We start from the raw sequence: 16763 nt of genomic DNA on the forward strand, positions 1-16763 counted from the left end.
GAGGTCAACATGACCGCCGACATCGCCCTGTGGAAAAACCCCGAAGGCCTGACCGACGACGAACGCCGCATCGTCATGCGCAACCTCGGCTTCTTCTCCACTGCGGATTCGTTGGTCGCGAACAACCTGGTCCTGGCCGTCTACCGCCTGATCACCAACCCGGAATGCCGCCAGTACATCCTGCGCCAGGCCTTCGAAGAAGCGATCCACACCCACGCCTACCAGTACTGCATCGAATCGTTGGCCATGGATGAAGGCGAGATCTTCAACATGTACCACGAGATTCCATCGGTCGCCAAAAAGGCAGCCTGGGGCCTGAAATACACCCGCTCGATCTCCGATCCGAAGTTCGAAACCGGCACCGTCGACACCGACAAGGAACTGCTGCGCAACCTGGTCGCCTACTACTGCGTACTGGAAGGCATCTTCTTCTACTGCGGCTTCACCCAGATCCTGTCCATGGGCCGCCGCAACAAAATGACCGGCGTGGCGGAACAGTTCCAGTACATCCTGCGCGATGAGTCGATGCACTTGAACTTCGGTATCGACGTGATCAACCAGATCAAGATCGAAAACCCACACCTGTGGGATGCCGAGATGAAGGAAGAAGCGACCCAGATGATCCTGCAGGGGACTCAGCTGGAGATTGAATATGCGCGCGACACCATGCCGCGCGGTGTGCTCGGTATGAACGCTGCGATGATGGAAGACTATCTGAAGTTCATCGCTAACCGTCGCCTGTCGCAGATTGGGTTGAAGGAAGAGTATCCGGGGACGACCAACCCGTTCCCGTGGATGAGTGAAATCATGGATTTGAAGAAAGAGAAAAACTTTTTCGAAACCCGTGTGATCGAGTATCAGACCGGCGGTGCGCTGAGCTGGGATTGAAGTCAATACCACCAAAAAGAGCTGCCCAAGGGCAGCTCTTTTTTTGCAAATAGCATTTAGAAGGTCACATCAGCAAATGGAACTGCTCTACGCCACACTATTAATTATCACGATACTCGGAATGGCTGCCTGGATGTTTCTAGGTGGATTTGTCTTCAGAAATCCGTTCGTCCTCTACATCACAGGTTTTGTTCTAGCACTCGTGGGTGGATATCTTTCCTATAGCTTGCAAGAGATCGCTGCTAATGGCGAAGCGGCTAAATACTTTACTGACCTTAAACTAGCCGCCGCACTTGTCAGCTACACCATCGCCGCAGCCGGCGGTAGTTTGATTGCAAGCGGTATTTTGTTGAAAGCCCAACATATGGCCAAAGCAGACAAAATTTCTGCGAAGAGAGCAGTAAACATCGTCGCCAACAACATTGAAATGATCCATCAGCAGGCGCTACAGCTACGGGATAATCCCACGGCGCTGACAATCGCAAAGCAAGAAGAACAGCGTCTCGACCTGCGCTTGAGGTTATACGAACAACGAACAGCTCTGGACAAGGCCCTTGAGCGACTGGAACAAATGGACTACCCGTGAGGATTGCCATTTCTTGAAGTACATCACGTCAAGCACCTGGCCCAGAAGGGTTCGGATCGCATCACCAATGCTGTAGCCTTGTGCCCCAATTGCCATCAGCGTTGTCACCGGTCGAGTGACCGGGAGGCTTTCACCGAAGGGCTTTACGCCAAGGTCGGAAGATTGGCACGGGAGTAGACTCCTGCTGTCACACCTGATGCACGCTCAAAAAAATACTAGATAGGACCGAGGCCAACCCGTGAACCCAGACATGCTCGAAGCCGGCCCTGTGGATGCCAAAGTACTTTCCGTCTTTGACTTCGACGGCACCCTGACCCACCACGACAGTTTCGTGCCCTTCCTCAAGTTCGCCTTTGGCACCGGCGAGTTTTATGGCCGGATGGTCAAGCTGGCCGTGCCCGGGCTGCGCTTTTTGGTGCGGCAGATCAGCCGGGATGAGTTGAAGGCGCAGTTGATCCGCACCTTTATGACCGGGGTGGAGAAGACGTGGGTGCAGCAGAAGGCCGAGGAGTATTGCCAGCGCAATTGGGCACGGTTGATGCGCCCGGCCGGGGTGTTGTCGGTGGAGCAGGAGTTGGGCTCGGGGGCGGTGGTGACGCTGTGTTCGGCGTCGCCGGCGTTGGTGTTGCAGCCGTTTGCCGATCGGCTCGGGATCAAGTTGATTGGCACCGAGCTTGAGGTGGTCGACGGGGTGTTGACCGGCAAGCTCACCGGGAATAACTGCCGGTGTGAGAATAAAGTGCTGCGGCTGGAAGCGGTGTATGGCGATTTGGGCGAGTATCGGCTGCGGGCCTGGGGCGATACGCGTGGGGATCGGGAGTTGTTGGCGGCGGCACAGGATGCGCATTTTCGGCATTTTCATGCGAAGAAGAAAAAGCGGGCTCGGTTGCAGCGGTGATGCGGGGGGCGGGGTTGGCGAGGGGACCGAGTGATCCCCTCGCAGCCTCGCTGAGGCTCGACAGCTCCTACGGTTTGATATGAAGATCATTAACGCCGATTGGCGTGCCCTTCTTTTCCAGTTCTGAACGTATCGAACCGTAGTGAAATGCAGCCTTGTCGTCGTAATGAACGACATCGAACCGGGAAGTAAAGTCTTCCACGGCTCGAGTATTTTTATCTACGAATTGGCTTATTTCAGCCCCGTGCATCAACTCGGCGGGATGATCAACTCGCGCCCCACGGGGTAGGGAATGGCTGGGAGAAATGACAGGCCGAGGATGCTCTATTGCATAGTTCTATGGCAACCACCCGACGAACGCCACGCTTAGAGCTCATAACGGGGATTGAACACCGGTTATCGTCGATCAAGCCGGCTACATTTTGCCCTCCGTAACGGCTGATATTTGCGTAGTATCCCGCTATTCATCTCACGGACCCGAGCCCCATGAAATTCGACACGGCCTACAGCCTGAGTCTCGATGACAAGCTGTCGATCTACGACGTACGAGACCTGAATTTCGACGAAACCGCCGCCTACGATTCCGACCAGGACAGTTTCCTGTGCCCCAACGATGCCTGTCGTGCCGCCTTCGAAGCAGGCAATGTGCTGAGCACGTTCAACGCCAGGAACGTCAACTACCAACGCACCCCGCACTTCAAAAACACGCCGAGCACCCGGCATATCGACGGCTGCCGCTATGCCAGTCTCCACAAGGGTGCAGCAGGCGAAAGCGACGATGAGCGTGAGGATAATTTCCCATCTGAATTTGTCCTGACCCGTCGTACGTACGAGCGTAAAACCGCGATGGGCGGCACCGAGGGGCTGGTCCCACAAGATTCAGCGAAAACACCTTCACCCCGCAGCGACGAATCTGTCAGTGCCAGCGACACCACCCCGGAAAAAACCAGCGTGTTCGCCCACCCGGTGGAATGTTATGTGTCGAACATCGACGACAAGGAAAAGCTGAAAAGCATGCCGTTGAAGATCGGCGAGCACACCGCGACTTACGCGGCGTTTTTCAAGAAGATCGAATACCTGCAAGACAACAAGGGCCTGATCTACTGGGGCAAGATCAAAGCGATCAAGGACTACACCAGCAGCTTTCGCATCGACTTCGAAAAGAAGGTGTGGCTCGACAAAAAGCCCTACTCGGTCAACGTCTACCTGAGCAAAAAGCTCATCGAGAACTACCGCAAGCGCAAGGCGTTCCTGGAGCAGATCAGGGCGGCGGCGGACAGTGAGCGGGCGTTGTATTGTTTCTTCTACGGGGTGACACCGGAGCTGAAACAAGTGCCCAGCAAGAAAAACCCCGAGCAGACGTTCGGGGTGTTCAGCGCGAATATCGAGAATCTCGATCACCTGATCATTCGTGAGGCGCCGGGGTTGGAATAGTGGGTCGATAAGCATCCAGTTGATGAGCGGTCAAAACAACTGTACAAAAACACAGTATAGTTTCCCCTCCCCCGTCGAACCCTGGAGAAACCCCATGTCCTCCCTGGCAATGAGCTCTTTCGTAGAACAGCAGATCGTCCTGCATCAATTCACCGCCAAACACAGCGTACAGGCCCGCGCGATGCTGGGCTGGAGCCGCGAGGAGCTGGCCCGCCAGGCGGGTGTGACGGTGGATGTCATCCAACAGTTCGAAAGCCAGGGCGACGTGGCTGATGAAACCCGCCTGGCATTGGCGTTTCGGTTGGAGGCGCAAGGGCTGGTGTTTTTCCCGGGGTTTGCGCCGGGGTGGGGCATGAGTGTACGGCGGTTTGACACCGCCCCTGCCGAACCCGCAGCACAAAACATTATGTCGCGGTTGATGGGCTCAACAGCGGCATCAATTGATTCACCAACTCCCCAGCCGAATGGTGCGTAGAGTCCAAGCGGATCACCGGACAGGTCAGTGCCGCCAACCAGGTTTCATGCCGACGCAGGCTGCGTAGGCTGTGGTTGCCGTTGTCGTAACGAGCGGCCCAGGCCAGGAAGGCGACGCTGTTCTCGTGGCGACTGCCACCTTCCAGGATTTCATCACCGTAGCGTTGCACTTCCCTCAGGCGCAGGCGGTGCAGGCGCACGTGCGGGTCAAGACGCAGGAACACCACATGGGTGAACCGCGCGATCATCGCGTCGCCCCAGCCGCACAGTGAACCGGACACCACCCAGCCTTCCAGGCCCGCAGTCTGCTCCTGCAGCAGGCGGATGCGTTCATCCTTGGGCCGGGCAACGGTGAAGGGGGCGTCGGTTTGCTGCCAGTAGAAATAGTCGGTGTCGAAGTAGGCAATCTGCAGGCGTTCGGCCAGGGCCCTGCCCAAGGTCGAGGTGCCTGCTCCTGCGGCGCCGAGAATATGAATGCGATAAGCCATGGCGTTCCTCCATGGTGCAGAGTGTAAACCCCGGCAACGCCAGGTATCGAGAACCGCTGGCGCCTGGGAGCGCCGGCCTGGAGGCTACATGAGCAGCCTGCTCAAAACCATGGGTCACGGTCGTCGGTGGCGGTTCGGCCCGGTGGGCAGCCGATAATAAATAATAAAGTGCGCGCGGGTCGGCATGCCCATTTCATCCTTGCCGGAGGCTACCGCCCCAGGCAGCCCATGCTATGCACTTTCCAGGCAACTAGCATTGCGATAACCCTGCGCCAGGGCCGCCAACGATTCCTTCGACCATCGCGCACCGTAGAACCACAACGCCCCGCCGTCATCGAGAGCCTCGGCGAACTTCGGGTAACCACTCCAGCAGGCAGCATGGAACGCAGCACTTTCATTGTCAGACACCAGGGCATCCAGGCGGTACTCATTCACCAGTTCATCGATTTCATTATGCGTATGCAGGTTGAATATGAAGGCACTGTCGGCACGTTGCGACGGCACTGGTATCAGTTGCGCCCCGGCCCGGCGCAGAACGTCCAGTGCCCGCATGAAGGACGCACGGTGTTGAATCGGCTCATGAGCCTCGCCATGTCCATATCGTTCGGCATACCCCACGCGCCTGCCGGCCAACGCTTGCATGGCGGCAAAGCGGCTGTTGTTCTGCACCAGGGGTACCTCCACCATCACCGGGCCCTCTGGGTCGATACCGCTCAGGGCAATCAGCGTCAACGAGGGATCAGGCATGGGTCTGATGGGAATTGCCGGTACGTTATACCCGGGGATCAGGACGCCACCCTTGGGGTGGGTTTGAGGGGGGAGATCGACATCAAACTCGATACTGCGGGGGGGCACTTGATCGGGGGAAGGACGGCGGCCTGGAGATGCCGAATCGGCCATGCCCAAGAGCGCAGACAACGGCTGGCCAACCTGGCAAACCGCATCTGCTCGCAAAAACCATCTGCATATGCTGTCCATCGGTACGCCTCCCCTGAAAACACTTTCCAGGGATCATCGCATCCTTCGCCGGCGCCTGTCGCAGACCCGAAACAGCTTGAAAACTCCTTTTCCATTACCTCTGCGCCCTCAGCCCACAAGGTGCTCTTGTGCACCCTGGGTTTCCACTTCCAGCCACCATGCATATCCACGCTCCGGCTGGTTCAAGCTGAACGCCTGGCCCATCGGCGGTGTGGTAATCGACACATTGCGCTCCCACGCCAGCGCCATGATGCGGTCGAAAGGTTCGTGCCAGGCATGGAACGCCAGGTCGAAAGTGCCGTTGTGGATCGGCAGCAGCCAGCGGCCCCTGAGGTCGATATGCGCTTGCAGGGTTTGCTCCGGCTGCATGTGTACATGGGGCCAGTCAACGTTGTAAGCACCGGTTTCCATCAACGTCAGATCGAACGGGCCGTACTGTTCGCCGATGCGTTTAAAGCCGTCGAAGTAGCCGGTGTCACCGCTGAAAAAGATACGGCGCGTGCCGTCGATCATCACCCAGGAACACCAGAGGGTCTGGTTGGCATCAAACAGGCCGCGCCCGGAAAAGTGCTGCGCCGGCGTGGCGACAAAGCGAATGCCATCCACCTCGGTGCCTTGCCACCAATCCAGCTGCCGCACTTTGCTGGCGTCGACACCCCACTTGACCAGGATGTCGCCCACGCCCAGCGGCGCGAGAAAGTAACGGGTCTTGTCGGCCAATTGGACCACAGCCTTATGGTCAAGATGGTCGTAGTGGTTGTGGGAAAGAATCACCGCCTCCAGGGGCGGCAGCTCTTCAAGACGGATAGGCGGCTGATGAAAACGCTTGGGGCCAGCCCAACTGAATGGCGAGGCACGCTCGGCGAACACCGGGTCGGTCAGCCAGAACTTGCCGCGCATTTTCAGCAACACAGTGGAATGCCCCAGGCGGAACACGCTGTGATCAGGCGCCGCCAACAATTGCTCGCGGGTCAGCGGTTGCACCGGGATCTGCCCCACCGGCCGCGTACTGCGTGGCTTGTTAAACAGCATGTTCCAGAAGATACGCAAGGTCTTGCCAAAGCCACCGTGCTGCACGGGGGCCTCGTTGCTGAAGCGCCCCAAGTCCTGCTCGGCAGGCTTGGGCGCCGCAGGTGGAGACTTGAGGCGGGTTGAGATGGTGGCCATTACAGAGTGACTCCTACGGTCCGCTCATAAGTTACACTGCACAGTGTAGTTTCAAGATTGCAACAAAATCCGCAGCAAGTAAACTGCCCAGTGTAATTTACCCTCAAGAGCCGAACGCCACCCATGACTGCCCCTCAACGCCTCACCGACCGCAAACGCCAAGCCATCGTGGCAGCGGCCATCGCTGAGTTTCGCGATAACGGCTTCGAGGTCACCAGCATGGACAAGGTCGCCGCCACCGCTGGGGTTTCCAAGCGCACGGTGTATAACCATTTCCCCAGCAAGGAAGAACTGTTCGCCGAAATCCTTCACCAGCTCTGGGCCAGCAGCGTCGCCCAACTCGACGTCAGCTACACCAGCGAGCGTCCGCTGCGCGAACAATTGCGCGGGTTGCTGGAAGCCAAGATGAAGATGATGTCGGACACCAATTTTCTCGATCTGGCCCGGGTAGCCATCGCCGCCACCATCCACTCGCCGGAACGTGCGCAAGACATGGTCACCCGCCTGAGCCAGCGCGAAGAAGGCTTTACCCAGTGGGTACGCGCCGCCCAGGAAGACGGCCGCCTCTCCTGCACCGACCCGGCGTTTGCCGCCCACCAGATCCAAAGCCTGCTCAAGGCCTTCGCGTTCTGGCCGCAGATCACGTTGGGCCAGCCGACCCTGGATGCCGCCCATCAGGCGCGCGTCATTGACTCGGCCATCGACCTGTTCCTGGCCGGCTACGAAGTCAGCGCCCCCTGCCCCGAGTAAAAACCGTTGCAGGAGCGACATTCCTGGTCGCTTTTGACGCATTCGCCCTCTGTTTTGCGCAAATGGCCTGGAAGGCCACTGATTATTCCCATGGGAATAACTGACAATATTCACAGGCCTTATCCGATCAACGGTCGATCCGGTGACCGCGCGCCGCGGTAAATGTGAAAAACAGCTGAACCAGGAATTTATGGAAAACAGACGAGGCAAAGGGCTCTCATTTGCCCGGCGTATCTACCAGCCAAGGATCATCGGCCTGGGTGTCGGCAGCATCAGCGTCACCGGCGCCCTGTACCCGCTCGCCATGCCGGGCTGGGTCTGGGCATTACTGCTGTTCAATGGGTTTGCCTGGGCGCACCTGGCGTACCAGCTGTCCACCCGCTCGCCGTTCCCTTATCAGGCTGAACAGCGCAACTTCCTGTATGACTCGGTACTCGGCGGGTTCTGGGCGGCGGCCACGCAGTTCACGCCGCTGACAGCGGTGACCATCCTGTCGATGATGACCATGAATAACGTCGCCGCCGGCGGCCGGCGCCTGTTCCTGCGTGGCCTGCTCGCCCAGGGGCTGGGGATCGGCGTGGCATGGGCGCTGTTCGGCATCCAGTTCAACCCCGACGTCAGCCTGCTGCAGGTCTACTCCTGCCTGCCGATGCTGACCCTCTACCCCATGGCCATCGGCATGGTCTGTTATCAACTGGCGATCAAGCTCTCGGAACATAAACGCGCCCTCAGTGCCCTGAGCCGCACCGACAGCCTCACCGGCCTGCTCAACCACGGCTCATGGAAAGACCTGCTGCACCTCAAGTTCCACAAGTGCCAGCAGCAGCAAAGCCACGCCACCATCGCATTGATCGATATTGACCACTTCAAGCGGATCAACGATACCCATGGCCATATCGTCGGCGACACGGTGCTGCGGCAGCTGAGCCTGGAACTGCGGCGCAACCTGCGGGAAAACGACCTGGCCGGACGTTACGGTGGCGATGAGTTCTGTGTGATTCTTCCGCAAATGCCTCTGGAGCAAGCGGCGCAGATCATGGAGCAGATGCGCGAAACATTCGGCAACTACCGCACCCCGCACATACCGGAATTGCGCGTCAGCCTGAGCATCGGCCTGGCGGACTTCCAGCCGCGCTTCACCGACGCAGCCATGTGGCTGAACGCGGCGGACCGGGCACTTTATGCCGCCAAGGACACCGGGCGTAATCGAGTCAGTGTCAACGACGACCGGATAGCCTGTTCCGCCTGACGTTGTCCTACGACACCGGTCTGAATACTCCGTGCAGCCCCGCACGAGATAGCACAATGCTTCCATTGGTCGCCTACCCAAAAATGGTCCTGCCCATGGGGCGAACTTCTTGTCAGGCTGATGACTCTTAACCCGTTGTTCCACCCCCCGCTGTCAGCACAAGGGAGCTGACAATGAGCAGGTCAACCGTAGGCAAATGCCTTACGGAGGCAGGCGCCCATACATGGATACTCCCAGACGCGTGCTTGCCCGAGCCCCCGAACATGCTATTCAACGCCCATAAGAAAACCATCGATACCCTGCAACACACCGTGGCTCACCAGGCCAGCCTGCTGGACGCCATCGAACGTTCCATGGCGGTGATCGAATTCGATCCGCAAGGCCTCGTGCTGCGGGCCAATGACAACTTCCTCAGTACCCTGGGCTACCGCGCCGAGCAGATCGAAGGCCAATCCCACCGGATGTTCTGCACGCCCGCCTTCGCCCGCAGCGCCGAGTACCAGCAACTCTGGGCCAACCTGCAAAAGGGTCAGTTCCAATCAGGTACCTTTGAACGGGTGGGCGGCAATGGTCAGTCGGTGTGGCTGGAAGCCAGCTACACCCCGGTACGTGATAACGCGGGCCGCGTGATCAAAGTGGTGAAGTACGCCCTGGACGTTACCCCGCGCCTGCAGGCCGAAAGCGAGGCCAACGCCAAGTTGGAAGCCATCGGCCGGGCCATGGCCGTCATCGAGTTCAACCTCGACGGCACGATCATCACCGCCAACGCCAACTTCCTGCAGCGCATGGGCTACAGCCTGGCGCAGATCCAGGGTCAGCATCATCGTCTGTTCTGCACCCCAGAGACCGCCGCGAGCTCAGCCTACAGCGAGTTCTGGCGACGCCTGAACCAGGGTGAATTGTTCAGCGGCCAGTTCGAGCGCGTGGATAAAAACGGCCGGCCCGTTTGGCTCGAAGCCAGCTACAACCCGGTGTACGATGCCAGCGGACGCCTGTGCAAAGTGGTGAAATTCGCCTCGGATATCACCGCTCGCGTGCAACAACACGCCGCCGACGCACAGAGCGCCGCCCAGGCCTATCACCTGTCGCTGCACACCCAGGACATGGCGGAAAAAGGCGCCGACGTGATCCAGAAAACAGCCAGCGGCATGCGTGAAATCTCCTCAGACATCGACAACTCCTCGCAGCTGATCGCCAAGCTGGGCGAGCGTTCGCAGCAGATCACCACCATCGTCAACACCATTCGCGGCATTGCCGAACAAACCAACCTGCTGGCACTCAATGCCGCTATCGAAGCGGCGCGCGCGGGTGAACAAGGCCGTGGTTTTGCCGTAGTGGCCGATGAAGTGCGGCAGTTGGCGGCACGCACCAGCGGGTCCACCACGGAGATTTCCAGCATGATCGCGGTGATCCAGGCTGAAACCCGCCAAGCCATCGACAGCATGGACGCGACCCGAGACCGCGCCGCCCAGGGCGTGGAGCTGGCCGACCAGGCCGGTACGGTGATGCTGGAGATTCGCGAAGGCACCAGCGAGGCGGTGCACGCGGTGAGTGCGTTTGCCAATGAGCGGGGTGTCCACTAAGTAGGCCACGGGTTATTCATGTGTAAGACAGGTCGCCAGGACTATAGTGATTCACTGTCTTAACGTTGATGACCCGAGCCCACCATGACCCCCGACAAGCCCGAAACCGCCCCCGTCGATCACCTGCGTTTTCACCGCCGCCACGCCCACCTGGCGCCGACCTTCGGCAACGATACCTTTGCCCTCAAGGCCGAGGCCTTTGCGCGCTTCTTTGGTACACCGACCTTCCTCGGTGCGCAAACCGCGATCGTGATCTTGTGGGTGGTGCTGAACGTAACCGGCATCACCCACTTCGACGTGTACCCGTTCATCCTCCTGAACCTGGCCTTCAGCCTGCAATCCGCCTATGCCGCGCCGCTGATCCTGCTGGCCCAGACGCGCCAGGCGGCCCGTGACAAAGCCCAGTCCGACGCCGACGCGCAACACCGTGAAGCCCTGGCCATCGCCAATTCCGAACGCCAGGCCCAGGCCGCGCAAACCACCAGACAGCTGCTGGAATTGCTGGAGCAAAACACCCGGCTGACGGAAATGACCAAGCAACTGACCGAACACATCGAAACCCTGACGTGCGAAATGCATGAGCACTACGTGCGAAAACCTCAATAACAACGCCAATTCCATGTGGGAGGGAGGGTGTGTCAGGGTTTCATCTGCACATGCCGGCCCAACTCATCAAACAGCGTCACCACCGAGCGCAATGCGCGGCAATCGGGGCGCGTCAGCAGCCATAACGCGGTGTCGTGCCCGGCCAACGCGGGGCCCAGGGGTTGCAGGCCGTCATCCAGCAGAAAGTCCGGCAGCGCCGCCACCCCCAACCCCGCCCGCACCAGTTCGGTCACCGACAACATGCTGTTGCAGCGATAGCTGGGACGTACGCCGGGCAGGTGTTCGCGACGCCAGCTCACCGTGGGGTGGTCGGGCAGGAAGTCGTCCGGCGCGATCCACGCCAGGTCCGCCAGTGAGCGTGCGGCGTGTTGATGGGCATACGTGGGGCTGGCACACACCTGATACGCCACGGCCCCCAGGCAACGGCCGACCAGATGCGCCGGCGGAGTCCTGGTCAGGCGCAGGGCGATGTCGGCATCGCGGCGGCTGAGGTTGGCGAAATCATTCGACGTGCTCAGCTCCAGGGTCAGCGCCGGGTAGTCCGGCATGAACTGCACCAGCGCCGGCAGCAACAACCCTTGCAGCACCGAGTCGGTACAGGTCAGGCGCACCGTGCCGCTGATCACCTCGCCACCTTGCTCCACGCCGATGCGCGCCGCCTCCAGCGCTTGTTCGGCACGTTCGGCCTGCTGTGCCAGGTTGCTCGCCAGGTTGGTGGGCAGGTAGCCGGCGCGGCATTTTTCAAACAGCGTCTGGCCCAATGCGGCCTCCAGCCGTCGCACTGCGCGGAACACCGTGGACACATCCACCCGCAACAATGCCGCCGCCCGCGCCAGGGTGCCGCCACGCACCAGGGCGAGGATCAACGACAGGTCGGGGTAATCGATTTGATAGTGCGTGGCTGCATTGAGCATGTGGGTAAACGCCAATATTGATTGCGTGGGCGCCAATCTATTATGTGCATCAGGACACTACAAGCCATGGGATGCACACGATGAAAGCCACCACCTTGCACCTTGCCCTGATCGGCGATTACAACCCCGATGTCATTGCGCACCAGGCCATTCCCGTTGCATTGCAATTGGCTGCCGACGCGCTGGGCCTGAAGGTTCACCCGCAATGGCTCGACACCGACACCCTCACGCCCACCACAGCATTGCACGGCTTCGACGGTTTCTGGTGCGTGCCCGCCAGCCCCTACCGCGACACCGACGGCGCGTTGCGAGCGATCCGTTTTGCCCGCGAACAGCGGCGACCTTTCCTCGGCACTTGCGGTGGTTTTCAACACGCGGTGCTGGAGTACGCCCGCAACGTGCTGGGCTGGGCCGATGCCGAACATGGCGAGCTGGCGCCGGGCGCCGAACGCGCAGTGATCACCCCCTTGAGCTGCACCCTGGTAGACGCCACCGACAGCCTGCGCCTGACACCCTACACGCGCATCGCCGAGGCCTACGGTCGTCTTGACATCGAGGAAGGTTACCGCTGCCGCTACGGCATCAACCCCGAACTCGCCGATGCCCTGCTCGAGCGCGAGATGATTCCCAGCGGGCATGATGCAGCCGGCGATCTGCGCGCGGTGGAGTTGCTCGACCATCCATTTTTCGTCGCCACCCTGTTCCAGCCTGAACGCGCCGCCCTCAAGGGCATCACGCCGCCTTTGGCGATTGCCTTGCTCAAGGCCTGCCAGGAGCAATACGCATGATCGCCAAGACCCCCGCCCCACCCTACTACGCAGTGATTTTCAGCTCATTGCGCACCGACGGCGATCAAGGCTACGGCCAGGCTGCCGCCCGCATGCTGGAGCTGGCTCGCGATCAACCGGGGTTTCTCGGGGTGGAATCGGCGCGGGAGGATGGCCTGGGGATTACCGTGTCCTACTGGAGCAGCGAGGCGGCGATCCTGGCCTGGAAGCAGCAGGCCGAGCACCGGGCGGTGCGCGAACAAGGACGCGCCACCTGGTACTCGGCGTTTCAGACACGGGTGTGCAAGGTGGAACGGGCCTACACATTCCAAGGCCAGTAACCGTCGTATCGCCTGGCCCTCTGTGGTGAGCAGGCCCGTTGTGGTGAATGGGCCGGTTGTGGTGAGTGGACCCGTTGTGGTGAGCGGGCTTGCCCCGCGCTGGGCTGCGAAGCAGCCCCAATTCAGTTGACGCGGTTCTCCTGACTAACCGCAGCGTCTGGCTCAGGGGCCGCTTCGCGCCCCAGCGCGGGGCAAGCCCGCTCACCACAACAGGCCAGCTCACCACAACAAACCGGCCTGCCACAGAACCCTCGCTCACCGCCTATGCCGTCTAGCTCACCAGACTGCGCAGCGCACTGATCTGTGGAATTTCCACCCGTTTCATATACACGCGCAACGGCTCGCTGATGTTGATGCGATCGTCGATATTCTGGTCGAGCAGCAACTGGATACGCTCGCGGGACAAGGTCATGGTCTGCTCGGGGGCCGGCAGCCAGACAAATTCAGCGGTGGGGATAATGCCGTCGTCGGCCACGTCCATGCCGAAGGAGTCTTCGCTGAAACGCACGATGTACTGGCCGGTCTTGCGGTTGAGGCCAACAAAACCGCGGAGTTGGTCGGCGGCCTGGCAGATAAGCTCGGAGGTGATGCGCATGGTAAACCTCACTGAAAAGTCCCACAGGGACTGGAAAGATGGTTTACACGCGTGGCAGAAAATACCGTCCTCTGACGGGGCGGCTGCGAGCAAGAGTACTGCAATGCCGCGCAAAAAAACCGAGAAAATTGGCACGTGCGCACGTTAATGTCAGTTTGGTGATAGCGCCTTTCGCAATCAATTGTTAAAAAGGAGGCCTTCTCAAAGCTACCTCCACGAAAGGACTTCGCATATGCCTGTCACGTTTTCCAAGAGCGCCCTGCTGCTCGCACTGGCGCTTGGCCTCGGCCAGGCACAGGCTGCCGAACCGATCAGCCCGGCTGAACTGGCGACAAACGAAGGCATTCCCTACCCCGCCGTGATCGCTCACCGTGGCGCGTCCTACGACGCGCCGGAATCCACCGCCGCCGCCTACAAAGTCGCGCGTGACCTGGGTGCCGACTACCTGGAACTGGACCTGCAGCGCAGCAAGGACGGCGTGCTGTTCGCCCTGCACGACAACAACCTGCAGCGCACCACCGACGTGGCCACCAAGTTCCCTGAGCGCAAGGACGCTCCGGCCAACGAGTTCACCTGGAAAGAACTGCAAACCCTCGACGCCGGCAGCTGGTTCAACGCTGCCTACCCGGACCGTGCGCGTCCAGGTTTCGTTGGCCTGAAGATCCTGAGCCTGGACGACATCATCAAGATCGCCGAAGGCAACCCCCAGCACAAACCCGGCCTGTACATCGAAACCAAGGAGCCCAAGCAATTCCCGGGCATCGAAGCCGACCTGAAAAACAAGCTGTTGGATAAAGGCTGGTTGAGCTCCGCCGGCTCCAAGCTGGGCAAGAGCAACACCGGCGTCGGCCAGGGCAAGGGCCGTGTGGTGCTGCAGACGTTTGAAAAAGACAGCTTGAAAGAGCTGCAGAAAGAGATGCCGAACACCCCGAAAATCCTGCTGTTGTGGGTTGGCCCGGGCAGCATCGAGCCGAAATCCACGCAGACCTTCGCCGAATCCGGCGAAACCACCAAGGCCGCCTACTACGCCAAGCAAGAGCCGAAAGACGCCGCCGAGTTCGAAAAGTGGGTCGACGAAGCCAAGCGCCTCGGCGCTATCGGTACCGGCCCATCGGCTGAGCTGACCGACCACGGCGACCAGAGCTACACCGACCTGGTGAAACCTGAAATGAACAAGCTGACCCACGACAAGGGCCTGCTGGTACACGTCTACACCGTGGATGAGCCAGTCGACTTCGACAAAGTGATGAAGGCCGGCGTCGACGGCATCTTCACCAACCGCGCCGCCGAGCTGCTGAAGTTCTACAAGCGCTGGCCGTCGTCCAGCGTGCAAGACCTGCTGAACGACTATAAGTACTGAGTGAGTCGGGCATTGGTGTCAGTGCGCCATTAAGGATGAGTTAAGTTGCGCCGGTTAATCTGGCGCCACTTAAACAGCTCACCAGAGAAGGACACACACCATGAAAACCCTGACTGCCCTGTTCGCCGCCACCGCCCTGACCCTGACCGCCGGCCTGGCCCAGGCCGATGTTCGCCCGGACCAGATTGAAGGCCTGCTCAAGTCCGGCGCCGTGATGCCGTTCGAGAAACTCAACGCCGCCGCCGTAGCGACCCACGCCGGTAGCAGCATCACCGACACCGAGCTGGACCACAAAAACGGGGTATTGGTCTACGAAGTCGACCTGACTGACACCGCCGGCAAGCGTTTTGAAGTGAAGCTCGACGCCAAGACCGGCGCGGTGCTGGAAAACAAGCAAGACACTTGAGTTGAACCTCGAAAAAACGCGCCACCTCCGGGTGGCGCGTTTTTTTATGCGCAGCGTTAAAACGTCATATAACTGTCATACCTCCTTGCAATGATTCGCCCACGCGAACCTGTGAAACGTCCTACAGGCGCTTTCTCTGCGAGTCTCCATGAACCACAGCCTCGACCACAGCCACCAGGACTCCGACCTGTTTGGCTTGCTTTACGGTTTTCGTTTTCGTCCCGGTGAAAAGGGCGAACAGATTGATTCGGCCGCGGCCCTCGCGGCCTTGCAGCAACCCGCAGACCCGGAAGAGTTCCTGTGGCTGCACCTGAACCTGGCCCACGCCGCCTGCGAACGCTGGATGCAGGCCAACCTGGACTTGCCCGAAGAATTCTTCGAGGCCCTGCACGAAGGCTCGCGCTCCACCCGTATCGAACACGTCGACTCAGCCTTGCTGGCGGTGGTCAACGACGTGGTGTTCAACTTCAGCAGCATGGTTTCGTCGGATATTTCCACGCTGTGGGTCTGCGCCCGCAGCCGGCTGTTGATCAGCGCACGCCTGCAACCCTTGCACTCGGTGGACAAGTTGCGCTCGTCGGTGAAGGCCGGCGAACGCTTTCGCTCGCCGCTGGAGTTGCTGGTGCACCTGCTGCGCGACCAGGGGGAAGTGCTGACCCAGATCGTGCGCAAGACCAGCATCAGCGTCGACCATATCGAGGACCAGTTGCTGTCCTCGCGCCTGTCCACCAACCGCGCGGAACTGGGGGCGGCGCGCCGGGTGCTGGTGCGCCTGCAACGCCTGCTCGCGTTGGAGCCGGGTTCGCTGCTGCGCCTGCTCAACCGCCCGCCGCAATGGCTGCAAAAGGAAGACGTGAAAGAGTTGCGCAAATCCACCGAGGAGTTTGCGCTGATCATCAACGACCTGACGGCGCTGGGCGAACGGATCAAGCTGCTGCAGGAAGAGATCGCCGCCAACCTCAACGAGCAGAGCAGCCGCACGCTGTTCACCCTTACCGTGGTGACGGTGCTGGCGTTGCCGATCAACATCATCGCCGGTTTTTTCGGCATGAACGTGGGCGGTGTGCCGCTTTCACAGGACCCGGAGGGGTTCTGGATCCTGGTGGCGTTGGTCGCGACCTTCACGCTGATCGCCGGGCGCTGGGCGTTTCGCAAGTTTTCAAATTGAAATGAAATCAACGGTCGAATCGTCGCACCGCCCCTCCCACATGAGTACTCCGGTGTTTTGTAGACCGGTGGCAGATCCAATTACCTAAACAATGACCTACGGCAGCATCGC

The 16763-nt window shown here is 60.0% G+C and carries 18 protein-coding genes and 3 pseudogenes; 16 read left to right on the plus strand and 5 right to left on the minus strand.

The features are described 5' to 3' along the window. From BM416_RS17445 to BM416_RS17475, 6 genes and pseudogenes are all read left to right on the plus strand, one after another. Nucleotides 1-888: ribonucleotide-diphosphate reductase subunit beta (locus tag BM416_RS17445; protein ID WP_092488875.1), on the plus strand; the 888-nt coding region annotated here is incomplete at its 5' end. A 76-nt stretch (nt 889-964) separates the two neighbouring features. Continuing rightward, nucleotides 965-1474: a hypothetical protein gene (locus BM416_RS17450; protein ID WP_092488876.1), complete on the plus strand. Its 510-nt coding sequence runs from the start codon at nt 965-967 to the stop codon at nt 1472-1474. After that, nucleotides 1475-1651 (plus strand): annotated as a pseudogene (locus tag BM416_RS17455) (HNH endonuclease); the annotation flags it as partial. 73 nt (nt 1652-1724) lie between these two features. After that, complete coding sequence (locus BM416_RS17460) at nt 1725-2372, plus strand: HAD-IB family hydrolase (protein WP_043293519.1); 648 nt, start codon at nt 1725-1727, stop codon at nt 2370-2372. 486 nt (nt 2373-2858) lie between these two features. After that, nucleotides 2859-3806 (plus strand): hypothetical protein, encoded by a 948-nt coding sequence (locus BM416_RS17470; protein ID WP_092488877.1) that lies wholly within the window; start codon nt 2859-2861, stop codon nt 3804-3806. A 94-nt stretch (nt 3807-3900) separates the two neighbouring features. Beyond that, nucleotides 3901-4281: a helix-turn-helix domain-containing protein gene (locus BM416_RS17475; protein WP_092488878.1), complete on the plus strand. Its 381-nt coding sequence runs from the start codon at nt 3901-3903 to the stop codon at nt 4279-4281. Here the strand turns inward: BM416_RS17475 and BM416_RS17480 are convergent. The 3 genes from BM416_RS17480 to BM416_RS17490 all read right to left on the minus strand — a co-directional run bounded on the left by BM416_RS17480 (nt 4211) and on the right by BM416_RS17490 (nt 6913). Then, nucleotides 4211-4768, minus strand: coding sequence for an AAA family ATPase (locus BM416_RS17480; protein WP_092488879.1), 558 nt, complete (start codon nt 4766-4768; stop codon nt 4211-4213). The two genes, BM416_RS17475 and BM416_RS17480, sit on opposite strands and share 71 nt — an antisense overlap. A 231-nt stretch (nt 4769-4999) precedes the next feature. After that, nucleotides 5000-5515, minus strand: coding sequence for a hypothetical protein (locus BM416_RS17485; RefSeq protein ID WP_092488880.1), 516 nt, complete (start codon nt 5513-5515; stop codon nt 5000-5002). Between the two features lie 339 nt (nt 5516-5854). Next, nucleotides 5855-6913: an MBL fold metallo-hydrolase gene (locus BM416_RS17490; protein ID WP_092488881.1), complete on the minus strand. Its 1059-nt coding sequence runs from the start codon at nt 6911-6913 to the stop codon at nt 5855-5857. A gap of 123 nt (nt 6914-7036) precedes the next feature. Between BM416_RS17490 and BM416_RS17495 the strand changes: the two genes are divergently transcribed. The 5 genes and pseudogenes from BM416_RS17495 (at nt 7037) to BM416_RS17510 (ending at nt 11101) form a co-directional block, all read left to right on the plus strand. Further along, a complete protein-coding gene (locus BM416_RS17495) occupies nt 7037-7663 on the plus strand; it encodes a TetR/AcrR family transcriptional regulator (protein ID WP_092488882.1) in 627 nt (208 codons plus the stop codon). 190 nt (nt 7664-7853) lie between these two features. Next, a complete protein-coding gene (locus BM416_RS17500; RefSeq protein WP_092488883.1) occupies nt 7854-8912 on the plus strand; it encodes a diguanylate cyclase in 1059 nt (352 codons plus the stop codon). A gap of 263 nt (nt 8913-9175) precedes the next feature. Next, nucleotides 9176-9946: pseudogene (locus BM416_RS31205) on the plus strand (PAS domain-containing protein); the annotation flags it as partial. Nucleotides 9947-10057: 111 nt separating this feature from the next. After that, nucleotides 10058-10495: pseudogene (locus BM416_RS31210) on the plus strand (methyl-accepting chemotaxis protein); the annotation flags it as partial. Between the two features lie 84 nt (nt 10496-10579). Next, complete coding sequence (locus BM416_RS17510) at nt 10580-11101, plus strand: DUF1003 domain-containing protein (protein ID WP_092488885.1); 522 nt, start codon at nt 10580-10582, stop codon at nt 11099-11101. A 32-nt stretch (nt 11102-11133) separates the two neighbouring features. Here the strand turns inward: BM416_RS17510 and BM416_RS17515 are convergent, their stop codons facing one another. Then, nucleotides 11134-12015, minus strand: coding sequence for a LysR family transcriptional regulator (locus tag BM416_RS17515; RefSeq protein ID WP_092488886.1), 882 nt, complete (start codon nt 12013-12015; stop codon nt 11134-11136). 80 nt (nt 12016-12095) lie between these two features. On the opposite strand from BM416_RS17515, the gene BM416_RS17520 reads away from it, so the two are divergent. Both BM416_RS17520 and BM416_RS17525 read left to right on the plus strand, forming a co-directional pair. Further along, nucleotides 12096-12803 carry a CTP synthase C-terminal region-related (seleno)protein gene (locus BM416_RS17520; protein ID WP_175539080.1) on the plus strand — a complete coding sequence of 236 codons (708 nt, stop codon included), beginning with the start codon at nt 12096-12098 and terminating at the stop codon, nt 12801-12803. Next, a complete protein-coding gene (locus tag BM416_RS17525) occupies nt 12800-13123 on the plus strand; it encodes an antibiotic biosynthesis monooxygenase family protein (RefSeq protein WP_027605635.1) in 324 nt (107 codons plus the stop codon). Before BM416_RS17520 ends, BM416_RS17525 begins: the two co-directional genes overlap by 4 nt. A 271-nt stretch (nt 13124-13394) precedes the next feature. Here the strand turns inward: BM416_RS17525 and BM416_RS17530 are convergent, their stop codons facing one another. Further along, on the minus strand, nt 13395-13718 hold the full coding sequence (locus BM416_RS17530) for a DUF2025 family protein (protein WP_065925256.1): 324 nt from the start codon (nt 13716-13718) through the stop codon (nt 13395-13397). 232 nt (nt 13719-13950) lie between these two features. Here BM416_RS17530 and BM416_RS17535 point away from each other — a divergent pair, with 232 nt between their 5' ends. From BM416_RS17535 to BM416_RS17545, 3 genes are all read left to right on the plus strand, one after another. After that, the gene (locus BM416_RS17535; RefSeq protein ID WP_092488888.1) at nt 13951-15078 is read left to right on the plus strand and encodes a glycerophosphodiester phosphodiesterase family protein; all 1128 of its coding nucleotides are present in this window, start codon (nt 13951-13953) and stop codon (nt 15076-15078) included. Between the two features lie 100 nt (nt 15079-15178). Then, nucleotides 15179-15484 (plus strand): PepSY domain-containing protein, encoded by a 306-nt coding sequence (locus tag BM416_RS17540; protein WP_027605632.1) that lies wholly within the window; start codon nt 15179-15181, stop codon nt 15482-15484. Nucleotides 15485-15632: 148 nt separating this feature from the next. Then, nucleotides 15633-16652 carry a transporter gene (locus tag BM416_RS17545; RefSeq protein WP_027605631.1) on the plus strand — a complete coding sequence of 340 codons (1020 nt, stop codon included), beginning with the start codon at nt 15633-15635 and terminating at the stop codon, nt 16650-16652. Nucleotides 16653-16763: the final 111 nt, after the last annotated feature.

Source organism: Pseudomonas sp. NFACC42-2, from assembly GCF_900116055.1.
Classification (GTDB): domain Bacteria; phylum Pseudomonadota; class Gammaproteobacteria; order Pseudomonadales; family Pseudomonadaceae; genus Aquipseudomonas; species Aquipseudomonas marginalis.

What these genes read in the sequence shown, in the direction of transcription:
- BM416_RS17520 (WP_175539080.1), top strand. Translation starts at nt 12,096, where the DNA reads ATGAAAGCCACCACCTTGCACCTTGCCCTGATCGGCGATTACAACCCC.
- BM416_RS17545 (WP_027605631.1), top strand. Translation starts at nt 15,633, where the DNA reads ATGAACCACAGCCTCGACCACAGCCACCAGGACTCCGACCTGTTTGGC.
- BM416_RS17480 (WP_092488879.1), bottom strand. Translation starts at nt 4,768, where the DNA reads ATGGCTTATCGCATTCATATTCTCGGCGCCGCAGGAGCAGGCACCTCG.
- BM416_RS17500 (WP_092488883.1), top strand. Translation starts at nt 7,854, where the DNA reads ATGGAAAACAGACGAGGCAAAGGGCTCTCATTTGCCCGGCGTATCTAC.
- BM416_RS17485 (WP_092488880.1), bottom strand. Translation starts at nt 5,515, where the DNA reads ATGCCTGATCCCTCGTTGACGCTGATTGCCCTGAGCGGTATCGACCCA.
- BM416_RS17475 (WP_092488878.1), top strand. Translation starts at nt 3,901, where the DNA reads ATGTCCTCCCTGGCAATGAGCTCTTTCGTAGAACAGCAGATCGTCCTG.
- BM416_RS17525 (WP_027605635.1), top strand. Translation starts at nt 12,800, where the DNA reads ATGATCGCCAAGACCCCCGCCCCACCCTACTACGCAGTGATTTTCAGC.
- BM416_RS17540 (WP_027605632.1), top strand. Translation starts at nt 15,179, where the DNA reads ATGAAAACCCTGACTGCCCTGTTCGCCGCCACCGCCCTGACCCTGACC.
- BM416_RS17535 (WP_092488888.1), top strand. Translation starts at nt 13,951, where the DNA reads ATGCCTGTCACGTTTTCCAAGAGCGCCCTGCTGCTCGCACTGGCGCTT.
- BM416_RS17450 (WP_092488876.1), top strand. Translation starts at nt 965, where the DNA reads ATGGAACTGCTCTACGCCACACTATTAATTATCACGATACTCGGAATG.
- BM416_RS17530 (WP_065925256.1), bottom strand. Translation starts at nt 13,718, where the DNA reads ATGCGCATCACCTCCGAGCTTATCTGCCAGGCCGCCGACCAACTCCGC.
- BM416_RS17515 (WP_092488886.1), bottom strand. Translation starts at nt 12,015, where the DNA reads ATGCTCAATGCAGCCACGCACTATCAAATCGATTACCCCGACCTGTCG.
- BM416_RS17495 (WP_092488882.1), top strand. Translation starts at nt 7,037, where the DNA reads ATGACTGCCCCTCAACGCCTCACCGACCGCAAACGCCAAGCCATCGTG.
- BM416_RS17460 (WP_043293519.1), top strand. Translation starts at nt 1,725, where the DNA reads ATGCTCGAAGCCGGCCCTGTGGATGCCAAAGTACTTTCCGTCTTTGAC.
- BM416_RS17510 (WP_092488885.1), top strand. Translation starts at nt 10,580, where the DNA reads ATGACCCCCGACAAGCCCGAAACCGCCCCCGTCGATCACCTGCGTTTT.
- BM416_RS17470 (WP_092488877.1), top strand. Translation starts at nt 2,859, where the DNA reads ATGAAATTCGACACGGCCTACAGCCTGAGTCTCGATGACAAGCTGTCG.
- BM416_RS17490 (WP_092488881.1), bottom strand. Translation starts at nt 6,913, where the DNA reads ATGGCCACCATCTCAACCCGCCTCAAGTCTCCACCTGCGGCGCCCAAG.